Source organism: Propionibacterium acidifaciens DSM 21887, assembly GCF_000426605.1.
In the GTDB taxonomy this organism is placed as follows: domain Bacteria; phylum Actinomycetota; class Actinomycetes; order Propionibacteriales; family Propionibacteriaceae; genus Propionibacterium; species Propionibacterium acidifaciens.
This window is the reverse complement of sequence record NZ_AUFR01000011.1, coordinates 25,986-50,018: the sequence shown is the minus strand read 5'-3', so window position 1 is coordinate 50,018 and position 24,033 is coordinate 25,986. Positions and strand designations below refer to the sequence as shown.

Sequence of the window (24,033 nt, the reverse complement as noted above, 5' to 3'; positions counted from 1 at the left end):
GAGGAAGGATGGAAATGACCACCGCGATCGTCATCTGCCCAGGGCAGGGGGCCCAACGGCCCCGAATGCTGACGCCCTGGATCAGGGAGCCGGCCGCCTCCGCACGGTTGCGCGAGTGGTCCCTCCGGGCGGGGATCGATCTGGCAGCGCTCGGCACGGAGGGCTCGATGGCCGAGATCTCCCGCACGGAGAATGCCCAACCGCTGCTCGTCGCCCAAGCCCTTCTCATCATGACCGAGGTGACCGGCCGGAGCATCGCGGTGGCCGGTCACTCCGTCGGCGAACTGTCTGCCGCGGCGATGGCCGGTGTGCTGGAGCCGGGCGAGGCCGTGCGGTTGGCCCGTCTCCGCGGGTTGGCCATGGCCGAGGCCTGCAGGGCGGCGGAGACGACGATGGCGGCCGTCCTGGGGGGCGACCCCGCGGTCGTCGCCGATGCCATCGGGGCGGCCGGTGCATCCGTGGCCAATCGCAATGGCACGGGGCAGGTGGTTGCGGCCGGATCGCTGAAAGCCATCGAACGACTGACCAGTGCACCTCCGGAGGGCTGCGCGGTGAAGCGTCTGGCGGTGGCGGGAGCCTTCCACACCCCGTTCATGAGGCCCGCACTCGAGGCCTTCGGCCTGGCGGCAGACGAAGTCCCCTTCCGTGCAGCCCCCATTCCGATCATCCAGAACCTGGATGGTCGAGTCATCCGTGACGGGGACGAGCTCCGCGATCGTCTGGTGCGTCAGATCACCGCTCCCGTGCGCTGGGACCTGTGCATGGACACGATCGAGTCGCTCGACCCGGGGATGATCGTGGCCGCTCCTCCCGGCAGGACGCTGAGCGGCCTGGCCCGCCGTCGGCTCCCCTCGTCATCGGTCATGTGCGTCACCACCCCTCGAGATCTCACCCGGAAGGCATGATCATGGTCGTCCAAGAACTCCTCTGGAACTCCGTGAGGAACCGCCCCGACAGGCCCGCCGTGAGCGATCGCACGGAACGGCTCCGCTGGTCGGAACTGGGGGCGAGGGTCGCCGCAACGGCCGATGAGCTCACCGATCTCGGTGTCCGCCCTGGTGACCGCGTCGTCGCTCTCGCCGGGCCGTGCGTCCGAACCGTCGTCCTCATGTGGGCGGTGCTGGAACTCGGTGCCGTGTTCGTCCCGCTGCACCCGGGTCTCACGAGAATGCAGGTCGACCACGTCGTCAACGACTGCGATGCGCGAGTCGTCGTCGCCGACGGTCCGGCCGGTGCCCCCCTCGCCGGAGGCCGACGGGTCATCGACCTCGCCGATCTTCCTCGCGTCAGTGCCACGCCCCGCCCCCGTCGTGCAACGACCTCGGAGAACGCTCCGGCCCTGCTGATCTACACCTCGGGCACGACCGGGAATCCCAAAGGGGTCGTCTGCCCCCATCGTCAGGTGCGTGCAGCAGTCGAGTCGATCGGTTCCTGTCTCGGCTACCGCAGCGACGACGTCATCGCCTGTCGTCTTCCGCTCGCCTTCGACTACGGCCTCTACCAGCTCCTTCTCGCCGCTGACTGCGGGGCCGAGGTCGTCATCGTCAGTGCCGCCGAGGACGTTCGCCTGCTGCGCATCATCGTGGAGCGGGGCGTCACGGTCGTTCCGCTGGTTCCATCGCTGGCCCGCATGCTCATCGCCCTGCACCGGCACCGTCCTGTCGGCACGGTGCTGCGCCTCGTGACGAACACCGGCGCCCGGATGGCGCCCGCGCTCATGGAGGAGTTCCTGGAGCGTTTCCCCCGGGTGCAGTACGCCTCCATGTACGGCATGACCGAGTGCAAGAGGATTTCGATCCTGCCCACCAACGAATGGCGGGCTCATCCCGAATCCGTGGGACGAGCCATCCCGGGGGACGAGATCCTCATCCTCGACGAGAACGGCGAACCGGTCGGGACGGGTCATCCCGGTGAGATCGTCGTCCGCGGCCGCACCGTGATGAGTGGCTACTGGGGTGTCCCCATGGAGGCTCAGGACCGCTATCGCCGGGCTCCGGACGGATCGGTCGAGTTGCACACCGGCGATCGAGGTCGCCTGGACGACACCGGCAGGTTGTTCTTCATGGGCCGCAACGACGACATCGTCAAACGCCATGGCATTCGAATCTCGCTCAACGAGATCGAATCCGCGGCCGAGCGGGTCGAAGGGGTGGATGCTGCCGTCGCCCTCCACCCGTCCGGGCCCTCCGAGAGCCTCACCCTCTGCTTCACGGGTCCGGCCGATCCCGACTCCCTCGGCATCACTCTCGAGGAGTTCCTCGATCAGGCGAGGGCCCCCGACCGGATCATCCGCATGGACTCCATCCCCCTCACGCACAACGCGAAACCCGATCGACGTCAGCTGGAGAACCTCTGCCTCGGCACCGTCTCCTGAGCGTCGCCTCAACCGGAACAAGGAGCAGAACATGACCATCGAAGAATTCACCGCAGTCATCTCGACCGCAGCGCGAGTCGAGCTCGATGACCCCCAGACCAGTTTCACGGCCCAGGGACTCGACTCGCTCGGTCTCCTGAACGTCCTCGTGGCTGTCGAGGACAGCTACTCCATCGAGATCGACCCCGCGTCGTTCGCCGATGGGCTGCCCCGGACCCCGGCGGAGATGCATGCCTACGCCGAGAGCGCGGTCACGACTCATGCGGAATGAGCGCATCGCCATGACCGCAGGAGCAGCGCACCTCTTCGACGTGCCGTCCGGAGGCATCTCGCTGGCCGGCGGGGTGCCCGATCTGAGCCCCATCGAGATGAGGGGACTCTCGGAGCAGGTCGGCCGCCAGATCCGCCTGGGCGGGCCCACCATCCTCCAGTACTCGACCATGGAGACGCCGAGCGACCTCGTCGAGGCGATCGAGGACCTGGCCGGCCGGGAATCGATGCACCCCCTCGCCTCGAACCTCGTCCCCACCAGCGGCAGTCAACTCGGCCTGGTCGCCGTGTGCCGGGCGCTCGTGGCCGACGGGGAGTACATCGCGACAGAAGAGCTCACCTACCCCGGTGCCCTCAGCGCTTTCGCCTGGTGCGGAGCCCGCGTCGCCCCAGTGCCCATGGATGAGGAGGGCCTCGTCCCAGAGGCCCTCGTCGAGACCGTCACGCGTGTTCGAGCGTCTGGGGGCCGGCTCGACGTGCTGTACACGGTGCCAACCTTCCACAACCCGACCGGGCGCACCCAGGGCACGGGCCGGCGGCAGAGGCTCCTCGAGGCCTGCGAGGCGCTCGACGTGCACGTGATCGAGGACAATCCCTACGGGATGCTCTCATTCACGGGCCGTGAGCTACCCGCACTGAAATCCATGAGCCCCGCCGGCGTCACCTATCTGGGGACCTTCTCGAAGGTCTTCGTTCCCGGCCTGCGGTGCGGCTGGATCGATCCGGCCGCCCAGTACCACGAGAGGATCCGTGGCGCGGTCGAGACGGCGACCCTGTCGCCCTCGCCGATCGCGCAGGCGATCATCGCCGGCCATCACCGCAGATGCGGCTGGGACCGTGCCATTGCACGGTTCCGCGAGATCTACGCGGGGAAGGCCATGACCCTGTCGGAGGCGCTGGTCGCCTCCGGGCTCGACCGCGATCGTTGGAGCTGGCGCGAACCTGACGGGGGCTTCTACCTCTGGCTCACCGACGCGACCGGAGTCGACGCCTCCGGACTCGCTGAGGCGGCGCGGCGGGCCGGGATCGCTCTCGTCCCCGGAGCGCGGTTCGGCGGTACCGGAGCGGCCAGGGCCGGCCTGCGGCTGTCGTTCAGCGGCGCGAGCGAGAGCGAACTGCACGTCGCCGCCGATCGCCTCTGCGCGGTCATCTCCGGGGCAGGGACCGTTCAGGAGGGCGCGGCATGACGACCCCGACGATCACGAGGAATCGCAGAACGATTTCCAGGATCAAGGATCTCGTTCCGGTCGGGGACTCCGATTGGAGGGCGTTCGGTGCGGGTGTCCTGCGGAGCGCCGGCTTCCCGGTCGAAGGACTCGACCTCCTCTCGTGTCCCGAGCTCTGCACGGCCGCTCAGCGGTACATGGACGGCATCATCGACGAGACCGAGTACCGTGATGCGTTCGCCGGGGAGCGGCTCCGTCTGTCCACCAGGATCACAGGTCTCCTCCGCCGGGAGGATTTCCTGTCCGCCTTGACCTGGCAGAACCGGAACGTCCTCTCCCATGGAATGCACGAGCTGTCCACGGAGGCCGAGCGGCTGTCCTCGCGACGGCGCCGGAGGGAGGAGGCCGCGGCTCTCTACTGGCAGCGTTACTGCAGCAAGGCGGAGACGATCGGCTTCTTCGGCCCCTTCGCGTGGATCCCCGTCGGTACTCCGGGCGTGGCGCTCGGGTTCACCCCGTCGGCTGAATCCGTCGAGGACCTGTGGGTCTGCATGGAGGCATGGGCCGTGCAACGCCTCGGAACCGTGTTCTCCGAATCGGGGGGTCGCTGGTGGTTCCCGCCACGAGTACGACCGGATCAGGGCCTCGACGAGGAGCTCGGCGAGCTCGTCCGCCCGGGCCACGTGAATCCGCACGTACCCGCTCAGGACATGCGCGTCCTGCGTCTCGTCGATGGATCGCGGAATGGATCCGACATCCTTGCCGAGCTCGCCGGTGGCCCCGACGCCTCCGCGTGGAGCAGGGCCCGGGTGGAGAAGACCCTGGTGAAGTACGTCCACAGGAGGTTCCTCACATGGGACGCCGCCATCCCGGTCAGTCCGGCGGCGCTCCCTCTCCTGATGAAGCGCGTGGAGCGCATCGGTGACGAAGGACTGCGTCGCCGCTTCAGCGGTGTCCTCGACGGCATCATGGCCCGGCTCCAAGAGCTGGGGAACGCCGCCGACCATCGGGAACTCCGCGAGCGACTGACGGAGTTCGACGAGTATTACGAATCCATCGCACACGGGCCCTCGTATCGTTCCGAGGGAAAGGCCTACGCGGCCCGCACCACGGTCTACATGGACGCGACGAGGCCCTGCGCGGCGTCCGTCGGCGAATCTCTGCTGACCCGCATTGCCGAGCCACTGGACCTGGTCCTGCGTTCCGCCGAGTGGTTCGGCGAGAGGCTCTGCCTCGCCTTCGAGAGGTCGATGACTGAGTTCATCGTCTCGACGGGCGGTGGAGCGGGAACGGTCGCCGACGTCTGGGACCATTCCCTCGAGCTGCTGTGGGGCGAGACCGAGGACAACCCTCTCAGGACCGTCGAGGAGGAGCTGTCCCGCCGTTGGGCGGGCATCCTCGGCGAGCCCGGCGCGAGTGCGACTCGGATCCGCCTCGAGAGCCGTCGCATTCGTGGGGCGGTCCACGAGTGCTTCCCCCGGACGGAGGCGCCGGTCCCCGCGATGTCGGTGCACAGCCCCGATCTGCAGATCGTCGCCCGCTCGGCCGAGAACGTCGAGGCCGGTGACTACCAGGTCGTTCTGGGCGAGCTGCATGCCTGTCTGGCGACCCTGGAGATGCCGGCCGTCGAGAGCAGCGCCGGAACCGCTGTGACTCCGGTCGTCAGGGACACGATCAACCGGGCCCTGGGCACCAGCCGAACCGTGCCCCTGTTCCCCAGCGGTTGGCGGCGCAACACCGGCCGGGTCAAGCCGGCGCGCATCGGAACCGGCGAGACCGGCATCGGGTTCACCAATGCCGTCGCGGCCGATCCCGAAAGGGTCGTCCCGGCCTCGCGCATCCTCCTGACGGACACGCCGGCGGGAATCGTCGGTACCATGCCTTCCGGTCGGGTCCTCACCCTGCGGGAGATCTGGGGCGTTCCCCTCTCGATCCTGTGCGCGGACGCGTTCAAGATCGGTCTGCCGGGTGAGCACACGCCCAGACTGTCCATCGACGACCTGGTCCTGTTCCGGGAGGCGTGGACCCCAACCCCGGAGGAGCTCATCCCGCCCGGCCGCGGGGACCCCGCCATGGATTTCGTGCGGGTCCAGGAATGGCGCACCTCGAACGGTCTGCCCACGCGCGTGTTCGCCAAGTTCTCGCACGAGACGAAACCGATCCACGTGGATTTCACCAGCCCTGTTCTCACGGCGAATCTCGTGCGCATGGCACGCAGGGCGAAGGAGCTCGGTGCCACTGCCGTGATATCCGAGTGCCTGCCGCTTCCCGAGGACAACTGGCTGTGCGACGACTCCGGCCAGCACTACGTGAGCGAGCTCCGCTTCCAGATGACGCGAGGCCCCGTGAACCCATCCGCAATCCCAGTGAAGGAGGAGTCATGACCATCCGCACCCCCGTGGCGGATCCCCCGAACGAGTCGACCGGTGGGCCGGTTCCCCATGCGCTGCGCCTGATTGGTGACACTCCGATGGTGAGTCTGGAGCGCCTCTTCCCCCCGCCGGGCCCACGCTTCTTCGGCAAGATGGAGAAGCTCAACCCGGGCGGCAGCATCAAGGACCGCACCGCTCTGTCCATGCTCACCGACGCCCTCGGGTCCGGACGGATCGTTCCCGGGCGCACCACGGTGGTCGAGTCGAGTTCGGGCAATCTCGGGATCGCCATGGCTCAGATCTGCAATTTCCACGGCGTTTCCTTCCGCTGCGTCACCGATCCGAAGATCACCTCGATGAACCTCGCCCTCATGAGAGCCTACGGCGCCGATGTCGAGGTCATCGATCGTCCGGACGAGGCGACCGGGGAGTACCTGCCGGTCCGCATCCGACGGGTCAACGAACTCATCGCGGGCCTGCCGGATTCCTGGTGGTCGAACCAGTACGCGAATCCTGCCAACGCGCGGGCCCACCACCGGACGATGGAGGAGATCCTCACCGCCATCCCCGGCCTGACGCACCTGTTCCTCGCAACGGGTTCCTGCGGTACCCTGCGGGGATGCGCCGAGGGCCTGCGCCGAGCGGGCCGTCAGGACGTGACGGTCATCGCGGTCGACTCGTGCGCCAGTCGCATTTTCGGAGAACCGCCCCAGCGCGCCGCACGTGTCATCCCAGGGCACGGCGCTGCGCTGAGACCACCCCTGATGAGCAACGACTCGGCCGACTGGCTCGTGCGGGTCGACGATGCGGACTGCGTGGTCGGCTGCCACGAAATGCTTCGCAAGGAATCCCTGCTGGTCGGCGGTTCCTCCGGGGCCGTCCTGACCGCTGCACTGCGTTTCGCGCCGCGGCTGCCTGAATCGGCCCGGTGCGCGCTGATCCTGCCGGACGGCGGGGAGCGCTATCTCGACACCATCTACGACCGGAGCTGGGTCCGTCAGCACATAGGTCCGTTGCCCGAACCATCCCGATGGGCGGGGCCGAGCTGCTCCTACCCGCCCATCCATCTCACCGACCACGAGGAGGCAGCAGCATGAGAATCCTCAACCACGATGACGTCGCGATCGCCCTGCGCAGTGGCGCCTTCTCACCGGTCCGAGCAGTTCAGGACGCGTACATGGCCCATTGCCTGGGTCAGACGGCGCTGCCCTTCTCCTGCTTCCTCCGACCGCTGGGGCACCAGGACGACCGGATCATCGCCCTGCCCGCACATCTGCACGGCCAGCAGGATGTCATGGGGATCAAGTGGATCTCGTCCTTCCCCGGGAACACCGAGCGAGGATTGCAGCGCGCATCCTCGGTGATGGTGCTGAACGACCCCAGGACCGGTTACCCGGTCGCGGTCCTCGAGGCCAGCCAGATCTCCGCCACGAGGACCGCCGCCAGCGCAGCGCTGGCGAGTCAGACCCTGCATGGCATGAAACCCGTTCTCACAGCCGGATTCATCGGTTCCGGGACGATCAACCGCAGGGTGCTCGACTTCCTCGTCGCGCTTCACTCCGATCTTCGGGCCATCCGCGTCCAGGACGTCGCTCCTGAACGGGCCACGCGCTTCGCGAGGTCTGCGCTGGTCGCCCATCCATTTCTCGACGTCGAGGTGCGCCAGAGCGCGCAGGACGTCCTGCAGGGGTCCGACACGGTGTCGATCGCGACGACCGACTCGACGTACTGGCTCGATCTGGACAACGACTCGGCGGGCGAGGACCAAGTGATCCTGCACCTGTCCTTGCGCGATCTGAGCACCGCCTCGATATTGGCGGCGACCAACGTCGTGGATGACGTCGAGCATGTCTGCCGGGCGGGAACGAGCATCGAGCGCGCTGCCGAGGAGTCAGGGGGGAGCGCCTTCATCTCGGCGACCATCGGGGAGCTGCTGAGCGATGCGAGGGAACTGCCGCGGAACGGGAAACCGATCATCTTCTCTCCCTTCGGTCTGGGGATCCTCGATCTGGCCGTTGCAGGACAGGTCCTCGATTTCGCCGACATCAATGGCCTCGGATCGGAGATCGGCGGCTTCGACCCAGGCCGTCAACAGTTCAGCGATTCTCGGAGGAGCGGATGATGAGAGGCCTCACAGGCGTTTTCCCCGACGGAGCGGTCGCCCTCGTCACCGGCGGTTCCCGCGGGATCGGTGCGGCGGCGGCACTCGCCCTGGCGCAGGCCGGATGTCGTGTCGTCGTCGCCTACCGCGCCAAGGCGGACAAGGCGGAGAAGACGGCGGTGCGCGTTCGGGAACTCGGTCGTGAGTGCCTGACCGTTCGCGCGGACGTCACCGATGAGACGCAGGTCATCGCGCTGTTCCGGACGATCCGCGAGCAGTTCGGCCGACTCGACACCGCGGTCCTCAACTCCGGCGTCACCGCCGACGGACATGCGGCGGGCATGAGTCTCGCCAAGTGGGACCAGGCCATCGGCACCAACCTGACCGGAACGTTCTGCTGCCTCCGGGAGACCGTGAGGGCCATGTACTCGGCCGGAGGGTCGATCGTCCTCACGAGCTCGACGAGTGGCGTGGCGGGACGTCCCGGGCAGGCGAACTACGCGGCCAGCAAGGGCGGGATCATCGCCATGGCGAAGAGCGTCTGCCAGGAGACGGCCGGTCGCGGTATCCGGGTCAACTGCGTGGCTCCAGGGTTCATCGCCACGGACATGGTCCGGAGGACGCCCAGGAGGGTCGTGGAACAGGCCGAGCGGCTGATCCCCCTGGGGCGACTCGGTCAGCCTGAGGAGGTCGCCAACGCCATCGTCTTCCTGGCCAGTCCGCTGGCCTCCTACGTCACCGGCAAGGTGCTGACGATCGACGGCGGGATGATCAACGGCTGACATGTCCGGATCCCGGTCACGTCACGAACCGGGCACTGTTCCGGAGAATCCATCACCAGAAGAAGAAAGAGGAGACATCATGTCCACCACCGTCAGGCCCTCGGGCGTCCGTCAGCAGGCCGAGGCCCGCATGGCCAAGAATTTCAGGCTCAAGGAGCAGATCATCAACAGGCTCGGCCTGGACACCACCCCCGAAGTCGTCTCGGACAACCAGCCGCTGTTCGGCCGGGGTCTCGAGATGGACTCGCTGGACACCCTCGAAGTCGTCGTCATGGTCAACAACGAGTTCGGGGTGAGCATCAACGACGACGACGCGAAGGCGTTCGGCTCGATCAATGCGATGGCTGATCACATCGAGGCGAACGAGGTCCGATGATGTCCACGTCCGTCATCACCCGCCCGCTGCCGACGTCGAGCACCGGACACGGGGAGAGCGTCCTGCACGACTATGCGGCGGACCGGATCAGGAAGATGCTGCCCCATCGCGCCCCCATGCTCCTGCTCGACCGCGCCTACGATGTCGAACCCGGCGTCTGCGGGTACGGGATCAAGGCGGTCTCGGTCAACGAGCCGTACTTCGCAGGGCATTACCCGGACGAGCCCATCATGCCCGGTGTCCTGATCGTCGAGGCCATGGCCCAGCTGGTAGCCGTCATCTACGTCTCCGAGCATCTCGAGAACGCAGTTGACGGGTCCGGCGAGGATCAGAGCAGCCGGGTCGGCTACCTGGGCGCCATCAGGAGCATGAAGTTCAGCCGTCTGGTCGTACCCGGTGACGTTCTCACCCTGAAGGCCAGGATGGGCACCAGACTCGGCGGACTCAGGACCGTCAGGGTCAGCGCCGCCGTCGGCCGCGCAGCCGTTGCGAGCGGTGAGTTGATCGTCAGCGAAAGAGCCTGAAAGAATTCACGCCCGCAACCCATCATCACGAAACGGATCCACCATGTCCATCTCCGTACGGCCCTTCGAGCAGGCCGACGCAGAATCCATTGCACGACTGTTCAATGCGCACAAGGACAGTCCCAACCCAGTGGAAGGGGGAATCACCGGCGACCAGCTCGCTCTTGAGATCCGGGAGAGGGGCGTGGAGTCGTTCCTCGTCGCGGTCGACGGAGAACAGGTCATCGGAACCTTCGGCGTTTTCCGCAGCAACGGTCGGCGATCCGTCGCCGAGCACGAGGGCTTCGCCGACATGTTCTTCGTCGCGCCGGGATACCGGCGCTCCGTGGCCTCGGGTCTTCTGTTCACCGAAGCGGTGGAAGGCCTGTTCCGCTCGGGGAGACGCGTCCTGCGTCTGACCGTCAACCCCGCCAACAGCACCGCATTCCGGCTCTACCGACGAGTGGGCTGCATGAGCTTGGGCTATGGTTCTCCGGGCGAGGACGGGAACGTCCAGCTCTACAACTACATACCGCTCATCATGCGCGCCGTCGTCGGGGACCTCAGCGACGCCGACCGTGAGCGGCTCGGGGAGCTGCGTTCGTTCGGCAGCATCTCCGAGCGTCTCGACGACCACTTGGCCTCCGATGCCTTCCTCCACGACGGGCGACTGGCCCTGCAGTACCATCTTGCGCTGGGCGGGATGAAACTGAATGCTCTCGTCGACGCCCACGCGGCCGTCGTCGTGGAGGCCACTCTCATCGGGCCGGACGGGAGCGTTCGACGACTCGAGCTGGACAATCCGCAGGCAATCCCCGAACCGGACGTCCCGGCCATGGTCGCCCGGTGCGGTGATCTCACCCTCACCGTCGATCCCGTCGACGGCACCGTCGACGTCGGCCACCCCGACCACTACGGTCCGCTCGTGTCCGTCACCTGGCCGGGGCGACCCGGCTTCCGCGCGGCGGGATGGCGTGAGTCCGATTCACGCGCCTTCAGGATGGAGCGGATCTCCTCCGGCGTCCGGATCACCGAGTTGGAGACCTCGATATCGTGCACGGCGCGGGTGGAGGATGATGCGCTGATTCAGGATTTCGTCGCTGAACCGAACTCCGAGTTGCGCATGTTCGAGTCGGTCGGACTGCGCACCGGCTGGTTCGACGCGGTACCGGTCCGCGGCCCCAGCCTCACCTGCGCGCCGGTGGGCGCCGGGTTGGCCGTGCGCGACTGCACCGAGGTGGTGGCGGCATCGGTCGAACTCGACCCGTCCTTCCCCGCCACGTGGTACGGGGAACAGGGGGAGAAGGTCGTGGAGACCACGGGCCGGCGCACGTCGATGATCCACTCGACGCTCCTGGATCGCCGCTTCACGACCGACGAGTCCGGTGCTGCCCGGATCGTCACCGTGGTGCATCCACCGGCGCGCAGCCGTCCCGGCGCCCTCACCTTCGGCGGCCTCGTCGCCGATCCGGTCGTCTCGACGAAGGAGAGTCTGCGTATTCGCGAGAGTGCCGCAGGAGTGGCCGACTGGCGCATCAACGGACGCCGGCTCGTCCGCACGCCCTTCCCGAGGATCCGTGGATTCGCCTGCAACCCCTACTGGAGAGCGGGCGTGTGGGCAACGCATGAACCGGAACGCCACCGCCGCGAGCACGGCATGGGATGGGGCCTGTCGCGCCAGACCTGGAGCACCACTCAGACGGGAAGTCTCATCAGCGACGACCGCCGCAATCTGTTCACCATCAACGACAGTCTCGTTGTCGGCCGCCACGAGTTCTCCGTCACGAGCGTGGAGACCGACGGCGAGGACGTCCTGTGGCTCACCCCCATGACCGGACCGGGAACCCGCGTCGTGTTCCCGGGGCTCCGCGGTCCGTGGAGCACCCCGAGCAGTGGCGTCTGGCAGCGGTGGACGCCGTCGACGCTCATCGAGCTGGACCAGGGCATCTGGCTCAGCATCGCTCCGGCTCCCGGTCACGAGGAACTCGTCCCCGAGATCCTCGTTCGCTCGACGCCATCGGGCCTCCTCGTTGGGTGCACGAGCCGCGCGGGCCTGGAGGAGGACCCGATGGTGTGGCGAGTGCGCGCCACCGGGGCGCCTCTGACCCGGATGACCCGGGTCGGGACGGCGGCCTGATCCGACGAGACGGAATCCGCCGACGACCAGGAGAACAACGACCAACAGACACAGCTCGTCGACCCGGACCACAGGGATCGACGTCACGAAGAGGAGAAGGAAGCATGACTGCACAGACCGATTACCAGATCATCCGCAACAGCATTGCGGTCCACACCCTCGGCGCGCCGCTTGTGCGGCTCACGGGCGATGACCGGTTGGAGTTCCTCGACGGCTTCCTGTCGAGGTCCAGTGATTTCGTCGATCCTGACACCGCCCGCGAGTGCCTCGCCCTGGGGGATGACGGCCGACCGTTCGCGATCCTGCTGCACCTGGAACTGGACGAGGTCTCCTGGCTGGTCCCCCGTAGCGCGGTCGGCGCAGAGGAACTGGTCGACTACCTGGGGAGCATGGATGTTCCCGACGGCGTCACGGTGGACGTGGCCCCTTCCGGGTGGAGGGCCATCGCCTTCGAGGGGGCCGGCGCGTGGAAGGTCGCCGGGGACTTCATCGACTACGACATCTCCGGTCTGGTCCTGCACGGCATCACCGAGATCACCATCCCCGGGGCGGACAGGGGGACGTCGGCCATCATGGCCCGCGTGTCCACCTCGGGGGAGTACGGCTACCTGGTCGTCACGGACGCCGCCGGCATCGCGGAACTGACCATCGCCGAGAAGGCCCGTGCCCTCGGCGGGGCCGTGATCGGCGATGCGGCCCTGGCGCGGGTCGAGGCCGAGGCGGGAACCCCGCACTACGCCTTCGGCGTCAGGGGCCGCGATCTCACCGAGATGGATCTGTCCTGGCTCATCGACTGGAACCGCGTCGGGGAGTTCCGGGGCTCGGATGCGTTGACCGCTCCCACCCGCGAGCAGCGTCGGCTCGTCCCCTTCATCGCGGCCGCAGGTTCCACGATCGAGCCGTCGGCCCCGGTCCTCGCCGACGGGCAGCGGATCGGTGAGGTGATCTACGTGACGCCCTCGGCCAATCCCGATGAGGAACTCGGCTTCGCGATCGTCGAGGCCCCCTTCTGGGTCCCGGGCATCGAGCTGAGCCTGGAGGGTGAGGACGGCACGACCATCCGAACCGTCGCTCTGCCCCGAGTCCTGGCCCGCTCCTCCGTCGAGAGGATGGCGTGACCGTGATGAGCGGGAACAGCGTCATGGTGACCGGTGTCAGCCTGGTCACCGCGGCAGGCGGCACCACCCGGGAGAGCTGGTCCTCGTTGCGCGCGGGGCGGACCGGAATCGTCAGGAACAGTCTTTTCGACACCTCCGAACTGCTCAGCGACTGGGCGGGCCAGGTGACCACGGAACGGACCGGACGTATCGACCGCTGCTACTCGCTGGCGGAGAGGGGTGTCGCGCAGGCTCTCGCCCAGGCGGGTCTGACCCCGTCGGATCTTCCCGGGCCGCGGACCGCTCTGGTCGTGGGCTCGAGCCTGGGAGCCATGGAATCACTGCAAGCCGCGCACCGTGAAGCCGTTCTCAACGACACGGTCGACGCCGTCACGGCCCTCGACTCCCAGATCCACTCCGTTGCCGACTTCATCGCGACACGATTCGGTGTCACGGGCCCCCGCGCGGTCACCTCCAATGCGTGCGCCGCCGGCGCGATCGCCATCGGCTACGCGGCGGAACTCCTGTGGAGCGGTGAGGTGGACCGGGTCGTGTGCGGCGGGGTCGACCCGCTGGCCAGCCTGTCCAGCTACGGGTTCTCATGCCTGGGCGCCTTGGACGCAGAGCCCTGCAGCCCCATGTCCGCCTCGACCGGACTGACCCTCGGTGAAGGCGCCGGTTTCCTCGTGCTGGAACGGCGGGAGACGGCCGAGCGCAGGGGCCGAGATCCTCGCGGAGATCGGCGGCTACGGGACCAGCTGCGACGGCTACCACCAGACGGCGCCCGATCCGCGTGGTGAGGGCGCCTTCCAGTCGATGGCGGACGCCCTGGCGTGCGCCGGCTGTGAACCCGCCGATGTGAGCTACGTCAATCTGCATGGAACGGGAACCCCGACGAACGACGCCGTCGAGCCCAAGGCGATCTCCCGTCTCTTCGGCGAGACGGCTCCGGTGACGAGTTCCACGAAGTCGGCACTCGGCCACACCCTCGGCGCGGCCGGGGCCGTGGAGGCGGTCTGCGCGGTACTGGCCATCAGGACAGGAACGATTCCCCCGACGATCAACACCCGCGGGATCACGAGCCCATCCGGTCTGGACATCGTTCCCGACCAGGCGCGAAGCGGCCCGGTCGACGTGGTCCTGTCGAACTCCTTCGCCTTCGGCGGCAACAACGCCTCCTTGGTCGTCACCGGCCCCCGCGGGAAGCCCTCCCCCGCCTCCGGAGCGCACCGGAGCGATGTGATGATCACCGGCATCGCGGGGGTCTGCGGGAAGGCCGCCACGACCGAGGAGCTGATCGCCGCGTTCGCGGACGGAGGCGAGTTCGAGGAGCTCGAGAACCTCCCTGGCGGTATCGGGGGAGCAGTACCGTTCGCTCGTTCGGACCTGACCAGGCTCAGGCGCGGGGTCAACCCGGCCCGCGCCCGCCGCATGGATCCGCTGAGCCTGCTGGCCAATGCGGCACTGACGGACATGTACTCCAGGTACGGCAGACCCACACGGGCCGAATCGGCCGGAACGGGCATCGTCTTCGCCACCGGCTACGGCCCCCTGAGCGCTCTGCTCAGCTTCCACGAGGGAGTCGTGAAGGAGGGCATGAGGGGCGCGGACCCGCTCGTCTTCCCGAACACCGTCGTCAATGCCGCCACGGGGCACCTGGCGATGCTTCATCGGCTGCGCGGGTACACGGCCACTCTGGCGGGAGCGGGCGTCAGCTCCATCATGGCGCTGACCCTGGCCAGGCACGTGATCGCTCGAGGCGGCGCAGAACGCATCGTCGTCGTCGTCGCGGATGAATTCCCCGATCTCGCCATCTCCTCGGCCGTCCTCCGGGGTGGTTTCAGACGGGTCGGCGAGCAGTGCGGAGCGGTCCTCGCCGATGGCGCGGTGGCGATCATGCTCGAGTCCCGTCGGAGCGCCCGAGAACGCGATGCGGCCCCGCTGGCCCGGATCATGTCCAGTGCCGCCACGGGGACGGCTGAGGAGCCCTGCGGGGAGGACTCGGCCGAAAGGTCCTGGGCGGATTGCCTGAGCACGGCGCTCCAACGCGCTGGAGCCGACTCCGAGGACATCGCCACCTTCGTCTCGGCGCGATGCGGCGACCCCGCCCATGACGCCCTCGAGAAGAAGGCGGCTCGGAGGGTGGGCCTGAGCGGCACCCGCACCCTCGCTCCGCAAATGCTCATAGGGAATTCGGCCGGTTCGGCCGCCGGTCTGGGGCTGTTGAACGCGCTCGTCGACGAGGAGCGGAGGAAGGACGACCTGATCATGCTCTCATCCTGCTCGGACGGCGGTGCCTTCGCCTCGATGGTGGTGGAGTGCGCATGAGCGGCACCGCGACGACCCATGACCCCCTGCGCTGCGCCCCGACGATCGAGTGCCTGCTCATCCGCCACGAAGGCCTGCCTCGAGGGCCCCGCGGGGAGAGGATCCCCCCGGGCGGGCGTCATCTGCTGACGCAGGCGGCCCGCCTGCTGGCCGGGCGTCACGACGTCCCCGCTCGCGATGAGCACAAGCGGTGGCGCTGGGACGATGGACTGAACGGGTCCCTGTCCCACTGCGGTGCGTGGAGTCTCACCGCCCTGTGCGCCGGGGGCCCCATCGGCGTGGATGTCCAGGATCACCGGAACCGGCCGGGGGCTCTCGCATGGCTGGGCGGGCTCGTCCATGAGCCCGATGGTGCGCCTGCGAGCATTCGGCAGTTCGCCGAGTCCGAGGCCATCATCAAGGCGACCCGGCTCACGAAGGAGACCTTCTCGCAGGTGAGGCTGCCCCGTTGGCGGCCCGGATGGCGACGACTCGACGACTCGACATGGCTGTGGAGCAGCGACTGCAGTGGGGCGGGAGCCATCGCCGTCGCGGCCACCCGGCCTGCAACGATCCGGTGGTGGGTCTCCCGCTCCTCTCGCGGGGGGCGCCTCGCATCGCCCGTTCGTACCCGCATCCAACCGAAGGGATGAAGAACATGACCGCCGCGCAGTACTCGCGCCGCATCACATCGATCGAACGCGGTTACCTGAATGCCGCGACCCAGGGGGACAATCCCATCATCAGCTTCGTCATCGAGGGTCGCGGGCGGCTCGACCCTCAGGAATTGGAACGTGCCATCGTCGTGACGAGCCGGGCCAACCCCGGCCTGTCCGTCGCGAGGAAGGGGAAGCTCTGGCTCGGTACGGGCGAGCCGCCCGCCCTCGAGGTGCATACGACAGGGGCCGGTGAGGAGTGGACCGATCATCCCTTCCTTCACACCCCTCTCGATCTCGTCCACGGTCCGGTGGCGAGTGTCGGACTCATCAGCGACGGCCACGTGGACCGGCTCGTCATCCGGGTCAGCCACGCCGTGGCCGACGGACGCGGCATCGAACGCTGGACGGATGATCTCTTCCGGGCCCTGCGCGGGGAGGAGCCGGCCGGCTCCACGTCGACCGTCACCGACCAGTACTTCCTCTCCAAGGCACGACGGCGCCCGGCCCCCGATGCCCCGTGGGCGAGCCCCGGCTCGCCTCAGCCCTCACCGCTGGGCGCCGGGCGGGATGACGCGGATCTTCCCCGGTGGTCCCACGTCCGGCTGGACGGCGACTTCCCCTTCATGACGGCCAGGATCATCAGCCGGCTGGGGGACGTGTGCCCCGGCGCGCGCGTCCTGGTCCCCGTCGACCTGCGCCGGCACGACCCCACCATCGATTCCACCGCCAACCTGAGCGCCCCCCTCTACATGGAGGCCCGCCCCGGGAGAGGCTGGCGGGAGGTGCAGGGGAGGATCCTGCGGGCCATGGCGAACGGGGACGAGCTGCGGGCCATCATGGCCCGGTTCGTCGCATCCAACCCGATGGCCCGTTCCCTCGAGCAGGCCCGCTCGGCCGGCCGGGACGGGCTCTTCCCGTGCACCGCCATCGTCTCCGACCACGGCCGGATCGACGCCGATCATCGGTACGCCCTGCCCGAGTGGCGGCCCGAGGCGGTCTTCACCCTGCCGATGCTCGTCCCGTACGCGGCGATGTTCATCAGTTCCTTCTCGGTGAACGGACGGACCTCCCTGACCCTGGGCCACCGCAGCAGCGACAGCCGGCAGCGGGCCACGGGCTTCTTGCAGACGATCGTCGACGCCGTTCAGGACGGAGAGGCGGCGGCGTGAGGGGCAGGGCCGGGACCGCATGCTGATACGCTGAACCGACCCGGCACGAGTATCTAAACTCCTTCTCATGACGGAAATGGACCGGGTCTCGCCCTACATGCTGTGGCGCAGCCCCTTCTTCGAGGTGGCGTGGGCCCCCGGATCGCCCTTCCTGCGGACCCCCATCCGGCCGGAGGGTCCCATCCCCGGATGGGTCGGTCGTGATGCCGGCCCCTGGTCGACCTGGGCGCCGCTCGCCCCAGCCGAGCCGCTGCCGCGACAGGGGTGGAAGATCCATGTCTCGGCCCTGCCACGGGATGCCGCCGCCGTCGTCGGGGCCGCCGCCCGGATCTGTCGCGAGCAGGGCGTCGCCCACAAGATGCTCCGCACGCGAGAACTCGTCCTGGCGAGCCAGCTCAAGTACGCCGATCCTGTCCAGTCGGGGAAGGTCTTCACGTGCTACCCGGCCGCTGGGCGACTCGAGGCCCTGGCCCTGCGGCTCGCCGATGAGCTGCCGTGTCTGCCGCACCCACCGGTCCAAGGCGAGCCGCACCTGGCCGGGTCGCCGGTGAGCCTCCGCCACGGGGCGTTCCAGGCCGAATGGCTGCTCGACACCGCCGGTACGCCGCGTCCTGGCGTGAGGGTCGACGGCGCAGTGGTCGAGGACCGGCGCGGCATCGAGCAGCACTCGGCGCCCGGCCTGCCAGCGGCCCTCATGGCCCGCGTGGAGGCCACGAGCCCGGAGGACGAGCATCTGGAGATCTCGCAGGTCCGCCTGCTCCACCGCTCCAACGCAGGGGGCGTCTACTCGGCCCAGTGGCACGGACGACGGGTCGTGCTCAAGGAGGCCCGCGACCACTGCGGCCTCGACCTCGAGGAGCAACCCGCGGGCATCAGACTGCGGCACGAGTGGAAGGCCCTGCGCAGGCTCGCCGGCACCGGCGTCGCACCCGAGCCCCTCGACCATCTCCGGGTCGGCAGCAGTGAGTTCCTGGTCATGGGCCTCGTGCCGGGCGCCTCGCTCGCCACGGTGCTGAAGACGAGGCATCCATCGGCCGTTCCGAATGCCGACCGGACGGGATACCTGGAGTGGCTGGACGGCGTGAGCGGAAGACTGGACGAACTGGTCGCCACGATGAACCGGATGGGGATCGTCCACGGTGACCTCCACCCCGGCAATCTCATGGATGGGCCGGACGGTCTGGTCGCGATCGACTTCGAGTCGTGCACGATTGACGGCGCGGGCCCCTCGGCCGGACTCCACCATCCCCAGTTCTCCCGGGCCCGTGATGCACCTGACGACCATGCGGACGAATCGGCCCGGCGCAGGATCATGGCGGTTCTCGAGGTGCCCGCGCTCATCTCGGCGGACCAGTCCGGACCGGTGCAGACCGAGATGCTGCGCGTCGGTTCGCAGGAGCTGCGCGGCGATGGCGCGCCACTGCCGACGTCGACGAGAACCGAACCGCTGCGGGTCGAGGAGCTGGTCGAGGGGATCAAGGCTTTCGCCGACCCGTCCCGACCCGAGCGTCTCTTCCCCGGCGATCCCGTCCAGTTCCAACGTCCCGGTGCGGGGCTGGGACTGCTCCACGGCAGCGCCGGCGTGCTGCTCTCGCTTCACCTGCTGGGCGAAACGGTGGACCAACCGCTCCTGGACATCCTGTGCGAGCAGATCCGCGCCCTTCAGGTGCTTCCCCGGGGCGTGGCCGATGGGGCTGAGGGGATGGCCTGGGCCCTGCTCAGGATGGGGCGCCCGGACGAGGCGGAGCAACTCCTCGAACGCTGCATCGCGCGCGGACTGCCCGACGCCGATTGCCCCTGGTGGGCCAACGGGACGGCCGGGATCGCCGCCGTGCTCGACAAGGCGGGCGCGGCCCTCGAACGCGCCGACTTCACCCGCATGGCCGGGCAGCAGCGGCGACTGACGTGCGAGGCTCTTGAGAGCGGGATGCCGGGACGGGCCGGTCTTCTCCACGGCTGGGCGGGGGTGGGTCTGGCTCTGCTCCCATTGAGGAGCGATGGCCCGTCAGTTGGACAGGCGGCGGCTGCGCTCCGACTCGAGAGGGGACGGCTGTCCATGGACGGACGGGTTCTCACTGCGGTCAGCGGCAGCAGACGCATGCCGTACCTCGGTCATGGGGGGCTCGCGGCGGCCCTCCTCGCCCGGATGCTGCCTCCCGGCTCATTTGGCGACGACGATGCCGTGCTCTCTCTCATCGCCGCGGCCGGGGCGAGCTGCCGCAGCCCTCACGTGCTCGAAGCAGGCCTGATACGGGGCCGGGCCGGTCTTCTTATGGCGTTGAGAGCTCTGGCCCCTGGTGACCGGGTGTCGGCAGAACACGCTCGGCGGCTGCGCTGGGGATGCACTCGGGTCACGGACGGAAGCGGGGCGCCCCGCACGGTCGTCCTCGGCCGGGCGGGTGCCCGAGCCGGACTTGACCTCGCCTCAGGAAGCGCTGGCGTGGCGCTGGCACTGGCCCCCGACCCATGGGCCGTGGTGAGCGATGCGTTGGCACTGGCATGACACTCATCATCCCGAGTCGGTGATCATGGTGACTGGTTCGGAGCCTTCGCGCCGAAGAGAATGGAATCACAACGGAAACCACTACATGAACGGACAATGCTATGAACCTCACCGATCTTCATGCTCTTGCCACCCAGGAGGACGAGCTGATCGACTCCCCAGTCATCATGAGCTGGTCTGTCTTCTGTCATTGGTGAACCGGAGGTTGTGCAAAACTCAAGCGTCACTGGAAAAATCCTGACCCCGAAGGAATGAGATGAGAGTGGGATGAGATTCTGCATGGCTCCCGAGTCTTTTGAAAATGGCTCCACCGCAGGATACTCCTCTTGCAGACACTCCATCATCTGGTTGCAATCCAGTGACGTCGATGACAGTTTCTGGATGGCAGTGTGGGTGGCGCATGCGGATTTGAAACCTGGAGTTTGAGACGTGTCGAGACAATTCAGATCCTTCCTGGACCTCATCACTCCCCGTCAGGTGCAGCGAACGGCTCTTCTCGTCGTCTTCCTGTGCTACGTGGCCTGCTGTCGCGGCGCCCTCGTCGGGGTGACCTCCTACGAGGTCACCCCGACCGCGGGCAGAGTGGCGACCGTCATCTACCTGGTCGCCGTGACCGGGCTGATGCTGTGCTACCCCGCCATCCAGAAGTCAGTCATCGTCGATCGCGTCGACCGTTCGTGGTCGATCGCGTCGACGGTCTTCATCATCGCGATCCTCATCACGGAGGGCCTCGTCTCGGCCGCCTTCTTCGATGCCGTCGTGGTGGTCGCCCTCCTGCTCCTCGTGTCGTCGCAGCGTCACCGCATGGTGATGATCACGATTGTCATCCTCGTCGAGGTGGCACTGTTGTGCATCCGGCCCTACACGATCGCTGGGAAGCTCGTGCTGGTCTGCCTCAACATCGTTGTCGGCATCGTCCTGTTGACCTTTGCTCTGCTGGCCCGGACCCTCATCCAGTTGGAGGTTTCCAGGGAGCGGTTGGCTCGGCTCAGCGTTGATGAGGAGCGGTCGCGGATCTCTCGTGATCTGCATGACATCATTGGGCGGACTCTGGTGGCGGTGTCGTTGCGTCAGGAGGCTGCTCTCAATCTGTTGGATCGGGATGTCGGGTTGGCGCGGCGGCAGTTGGTGGCGTCGGGGGAGACGGTTCGTGAGGGTCAGGCTCAGTTGCGGGCTCTTACGCATGGGCCGATGGTGGCGGGGGTCGAGGAGGAGCTCGGGTCGGCGCGGGCGTTGTGTGAGCGGATCGGTGTTCGGTTCGAGGCGAGTGCGGTGCCGGTGGGTGGTGCAGATGCCGAGTGCGCTCTGGTGGTTCGTGAGGGGGTCACGAACATGCTCAAGCATGCCGATGCCTCGTCGTGCCGGGTCGAGGTGGGGATCGAGGGCGGTTGTGCTGTCGTGTCGGTGGTCAATGATGGTGTCCTGGACGGTCGGCCGGTGGGTGGGGACGGCAGTGGTGTGGGGCGGATGCGTCAGAGGGTCGTTCTTCTCGGGGGGAGTCTCGAGGCGGGTCCGGTGGAGGGCGGCAGGTTCCGTCTCCGTGCCGTGATCCCCCTTGTCGGAGCAGAATGAGCCGCGGCACAATGCTGCCATGAGCACAGTCACCCCCCACCCGCCCTCCGACGAGAGGAGCAGATTGCGCATCCTCCTCGCCGAGGACGTCGACCTCGTCGCCGAGGCCTTCGAGGCCCTCCTGAGCACCGAGCCGTCCTTCGAGGTGGTGGCCCGCGTCAGCCGCGGCGATCTCGTCCTGCGGGCCGTCGCGGTGCACCGCCCCGACCTCGTCCTCATGGACGTCGACATGCCCGGCGCGACCGGTATCGAGGCCACCGCGCAGCTGCGCGGGAAGGGCTACCGGGGCAGGATCCTCCTCCTCACCGCGCTCCAGGGCAGCGGCCACCTCCACGCCGCGATCCAGGCCGGCGCCAACGGCTATCTGCTCAAGACCACCACCGGCGCGCGCCTCATGAGCTCGATCAGGGCGGTGATGGGCGACCACACCGCGATCGACCCGGACCTGGCCGCCGAGGCCCTGCGCGTCGGCCCCTGCCCGCTCAGCGAGCGCGAGCTGGAGGTCCTGCGCCTCATCGCGGACGGGTCGTCCACCTCCGAGGTCGCGAAGCAGCTGTGCCTCTCGCAGGGGACGGTGCGCAACTACCTGTCGGCCGTGATGACCAAGCTCGACGCGACGAGCCGTATCCAGGCCATCGAGACGGCCCGCTCCCAGGGCTGGCTGTAGGACGGGCGGAACCGGTGGAACCCCATCGGGGGCTCCCCGACGGCTCGCCGGGTGCGTCGAGTGCGGCACGGACCCCGCGGACGTCTAGGCTGGTTGCGCACCGATCCGCTGCGGGAAGGACGGCCGTGGAAGACATCGTCGTGTTCTCGGGCTCGGCCCATCGCGAGCTCGCCGCGAACATCTGCCGGTGCGCGCGGGTCGACCTCTCACCGGTCGGGATCAGCCGCTTCAGCAACGACTGCCTCCAGGCGCAGCTGCTGGTCAACGTGCGCCAGCGCGACGTCTACATCGTCCAGCCGCTCGTGCCGCCCACCCAGGACCACCTCATGGAGCTGCTGCTCATGGTGCAGGCCGCCAAGTCGGCCTCGGCCGCCCAGGTGACCGCCGTCATCCCGCACTACTCGTACGCCCGCTCCGACAAGAAGGACGCCTCGCGCATCAGCGTCGGCGGCCGTCTCGTCGCCGACCTGCTCGTCACCGCGGGCGTCGACCGCGTGCTCACCATGCAGCTCCACTCCCCGCAGGTGCAGGCCTTCTTCTCGGTGCCCGTCGACCAGCTCACCGCCCTGGGCGTCATCGCCGACCACTACCGCGGCGCCTGCGAGGACGCGGTGGTCGTCAGTCCCGACTTCGGCAACGCCAAGTCCGCCTCGAACTTCGCCCGCCTCCTCGGCCTGCCCGTCGCGGCCGGCTCCAAGCGCCGCCTGGGCGACGACCGGGTCGTCATCGACATGGTCGTCGGCGACGTCGAGGGCCGGCACTGCATCGTCCTCGACGACGAGATCGCCACCGGCGGCTCGATCATCGAACTCACCCGCAAGCTCAAGGAGCAGGGCGCCCGATCGGCCTCTGTCGCCTGCACGCACGGCCTGTTCGCCGGGCGCGCCGCCGAGCGCCTGCGCGCCGAGGAGTTCATCAGCGAGGTCGTCACGACCGACACCGTTCCGGCCCCCGCCGACTGGCCCGGGCTGACGGTGCTGTCCATCGCCCCGATGTTCGCCGAGGCCATCGACCGCATCCACCGGGGCCGGTCCATCTCGAAGATGTTCGACGGCGTCGACCCCGCCTACGCCCCGCCCAAGGACCAGAGCAAGCTGTTCTGACAGGCCTGCCCCGGCCCGCCGGGCGGGGGCGCCGGGCGATGGGGTCAGACGCGCCCCGTGCTCTTGGTGAACCTGCGCGCCGCCCAGAGGGCGAATCCGACCAGCCAGCAGGCCGCGTTGACGACCGCCCAGCCGAGCGAGTCGTGGTCGGCGCTGAAGCTGCTGCCACCGGTCAGGCTCCAGCGGGCGATCGTCGCGGCGCCGTACATCGGGGTGAAGCGCCCGATCGTGAGCATCGTGCCCGACAGCGGGATGAACAGATTGCCGAGGAAGGCCAGGGCGGTGATGACCAGGCCCGGCACATGGATGACGACCTCGGCGCGCAGGGCCAGGCCGATCGCCAGGCCGAGGGCCGAGAAGATCGCTGACGACGCCCAGGCGCCCACCAGCCCGCAGGCCCATGCCGCCGCGGTGCCCCGCGCGCCGGTGAGCAGCCCGAGGAGGCCGGCGACGCCGACGGGCAGGATGCTCATGGTCATGGCGCCGGCGATCTTCGTGAGGACGTAGCCGGCGGTGCTGAGCGGGGTCAGCCGCATCGTGCGCATCCAGCCCGACGCCTTCTCCATGGCGATGGAGGCGGCCGCGCTCGTACTGGCCGCGGCCGAGCCGTAGACGGCGATGCCGATCATCATCCACAGTGCGAAGTTGCCGCCGGGCAGGTTCGCGTCGGACGGGCCGGCGCGGAACAGCGCCAGGTAGAGCACCGCCGGCAGCGCCAGGTTGAAGATCAGGTTCGAGCGGCGCATCGGACGGCGGAGCTCGCACCACAGGTAGCTCAGCGGGATGCCGCGCAGCCGGGTGCGCCGGGGCGGCAGCCGCACCGAGTTCGTCGCGGTGGGGCCGGGGGCCGTGGGGGTGTCGGTGAGGATCGTCAT

At 68.4% G+C, this 24,033-nt stretch carries 21 protein-coding genes; 20 read left to right on the top strand and 1 reads right to left on the bottom strand.

The window, feature by feature from the left end:
• Nucleotides 1–14: 14 nt before the first annotated feature.
• The 20 genes from K336_RS14725 to K336_RS0105405 all read left to right on the top strand — a co-directional run bounded on the left by K336_RS14725 (nucleotide 15) and on the right by K336_RS0105405 (nucleotide 23,158).
• Nucleotides 15–905 (top strand): ACP S-malonyltransferase, encoded by an 891-nt coding sequence (locus tag K336_RS14725; protein WP_021796381.1) that lies wholly within the window; start codon nucleotides 15–17, stop codon nucleotides 903–905.
• Nucleotides 902–2,374: a class I adenylate-forming enzyme family protein gene (locus K336_RS14720; RefSeq protein WP_155945001.1), complete on the top strand. Its 1,473-nt coding sequence runs from the start codon at nucleotides 902–904 to the stop codon at nucleotides 2,372–2,374. The genes K336_RS14725 and K336_RS14720 overlap by 4 nt, the downstream gene beginning before the upstream one ends.
• Nucleotides 2,375–2,405: 31 nt before the next feature.
• The gene (locus K336_RS18955) at nucleotides 2,406–2,645 is read left to right on the top strand and encodes an acyl carrier protein (RefSeq protein ID WP_021796388.1); all 240 of its coding nucleotides are present in this window, start codon (nucleotides 2,406–2,408) and stop codon (nucleotides 2,643–2,645) included.
• Nucleotides 2,646–2,655: 10 nt separating this feature from the next.
• On the top strand, nucleotides 2,656–3,831 hold the full coding sequence (locus tag K336_RS0105485; RefSeq protein WP_021796378.1) for an aminotransferase-like domain-containing protein: 1,176 nt from the start codon (nucleotides 2,656–2,658) through the stop codon (nucleotides 3,829–3,831).
• The gene (locus K336_RS14710) at nucleotides 3,828–6,194 is read left to right on the top strand and encodes a lantibiotic dehydratase (protein WP_021796379.1); all 2,367 of its coding nucleotides are present in this window, start codon (nucleotides 3,828–3,830) and stop codon (nucleotides 6,192–6,194) included. The genes K336_RS0105485 and K336_RS14710 overlap by 4 nt, the downstream gene beginning before the upstream one ends.
• Nucleotides 6,191–7,279 carry a 2,3-diaminopropionate biosynthesis protein SbnA gene (sbnA, locus tag K336_RS14705; RefSeq protein ID WP_081660613.1) on the top strand — a complete coding sequence of 363 codons (1,089 nt, stop codon included), beginning with the start codon at nucleotides 6,191–6,193 and terminating at the stop codon, nucleotides 7,277–7,279. The genes K336_RS14710 and sbnA overlap by 4 nt, the downstream gene beginning before the upstream one ends.
• Nucleotides 7,276–8,304: a 2,3-diaminopropionate biosynthesis protein SbnB gene (sbnB, locus tag K336_RS0105470; protein WP_021796409.1), complete on the top strand. Its 1,029-nt coding sequence runs from the start codon at nucleotides 7,276–7,278 to the stop codon at nucleotides 8,302–8,304. The genes sbnA and sbnB overlap by 4 nt, the downstream gene beginning before the upstream one ends.
• Nucleotides 8,304–9,065 (top strand): SDR family oxidoreductase, encoded by a 762-nt coding sequence (locus tag K336_RS0105465; RefSeq protein ID WP_043150363.1) that lies wholly within the window; start codon nucleotides 8,304–8,306, stop codon nucleotides 9,063–9,065. The genes sbnB and K336_RS0105465 overlap by 1 nt, the downstream gene beginning before the upstream one ends.
• A gap of 79 nt (nucleotides 9,066–9,144) precedes the next feature.
• On the top strand, nucleotides 9,145–9,441 hold the full coding sequence (locus tag K336_RS0105460; RefSeq protein WP_028706492.1) for an acyl carrier protein: 297 nt from the start codon (nucleotides 9,145–9,147) through the stop codon (nucleotides 9,439–9,441).
• Nucleotides 9,438–9,965 carry a 3-hydroxyacyl-ACP dehydratase FabZ gene (gene fabZ, locus K336_RS0105455; protein ID WP_233418725.1) on the top strand — a complete coding sequence of 176 codons (528 nt, stop codon included), beginning with the start codon at nucleotides 9,438–9,440 and terminating at the stop codon, nucleotides 9,963–9,965. The genes K336_RS0105460 and fabZ overlap by 4 nt, the downstream gene beginning before the upstream one ends.
• Before the next feature lie 43 nt (nucleotides 9,966–10,008).
• The gene (locus K336_RS14700; RefSeq protein ID WP_081660612.1) at nucleotides 10,009–12,081 is read left to right on the top strand and encodes a GNAT family N-acetyltransferase; all 2,073 of its coding nucleotides are present in this window, start codon (nucleotides 10,009–10,011) and stop codon (nucleotides 12,079–12,081) included.
• Nucleotides 12,082–12,185: 104 nt separating this feature from the next.
• Complete coding sequence (locus K336_RS0105445; protein WP_028706490.1) at nucleotides 12,186–13,199, top strand: aminomethyltransferase family protein; 1,014 nt, start codon at nucleotides 12,186–12,188, stop codon at nucleotides 13,197–13,199.
• 5 nt (nucleotides 13,200–13,204) lie between these two features.
• Nucleotides 13,205–13,978 (top strand): beta-ketoacyl synthase N-terminal-like domain-containing protein, encoded by a 774-nt coding sequence (locus K336_RS19690; RefSeq protein WP_233418724.1) that lies wholly within the window; start codon nucleotides 13,205–13,207, stop codon nucleotides 13,976–13,978.
• Nucleotides 13,905–15,506 (top strand): beta-ketoacyl synthase N-terminal-like domain-containing protein, encoded by a 1,602-nt coding sequence (locus tag K336_RS14695; protein WP_233418729.1) that lies wholly within the window; start codon nucleotides 13,905–13,907, stop codon nucleotides 15,504–15,506. Before K336_RS19690 ends, K336_RS14695 begins: the two co-directional genes overlap by 74 nt.
• Nucleotides 15,503–16,138, top strand: coding sequence for a hypothetical protein (locus K336_RS14690; RefSeq protein ID WP_021796373.1), 636 nt, complete (start codon nucleotides 15,503–15,505; stop codon nucleotides 16,136–16,138). The genes K336_RS14695 and K336_RS14690 overlap by 4 nt, the downstream gene beginning before the upstream one ends.
• Nucleotides 16,139–16,143: 5 nt before the next feature.
• Nucleotides 16,144–17,313, top strand: coding sequence for a hypothetical protein (locus K336_RS0105430; protein WP_028706489.1), 1,170 nt, complete (start codon nucleotides 16,144–16,146; stop codon nucleotides 17,311–17,313).
• Nucleotides 17,314–17,380: 67 nt separating this feature from the next.
• Entirely contained in the window at nucleotides 17,381–19,816 is a 2,436-nt protein-coding gene (locus K336_RS14685) for a class III lanthionine synthetase LanKC N-terminal domain-containing protein (protein ID WP_043150361.1), read from the top strand.
• 546 nt (nucleotides 19,817–20,362) lie between these two features.
• On the top strand, nucleotides 20,363–21,388 hold the full coding sequence (locus tag K336_RS16880) for a sensor histidine kinase (RefSeq protein ID WP_155945000.1): 1,026 nt from the start codon (nucleotides 20,363–20,365) through the stop codon (nucleotides 21,386–21,388).
• A 19-nt stretch (nucleotides 21,389–21,407) separates the two neighbouring features.
• The gene (locus K336_RS0105410) at nucleotides 21,408–22,055 is read left to right on the top strand and encodes a response regulator transcription factor (protein WP_051245438.1); all 648 of its coding nucleotides are present in this window, start codon (nucleotides 21,408–21,410) and stop codon (nucleotides 22,053–22,055) included.
• Nucleotides 22,056–22,180: 125 nt separating this feature from the next.
• Complete coding sequence (locus tag K336_RS0105405; RefSeq protein ID WP_028706487.1) at nucleotides 22,181–23,158, top strand: ribose-phosphate diphosphokinase; 978 nt, start codon at nucleotides 22,181–22,183, stop codon at nucleotides 23,156–23,158.
• Between the two features lie 44 nt (nucleotides 23,159–23,202).
• Here the strand turns inward: K336_RS0105405 and K336_RS0105400 are convergent, their stop codons facing one another.
• Nucleotides 23,203–24,033: an ABC transporter permease gene (locus K336_RS0105400; RefSeq protein ID WP_155944999.1), complete on the bottom strand. Its 831-nt coding sequence runs from the start codon at nucleotides 24,031–24,033 to the stop codon at nucleotides 23,203–23,205.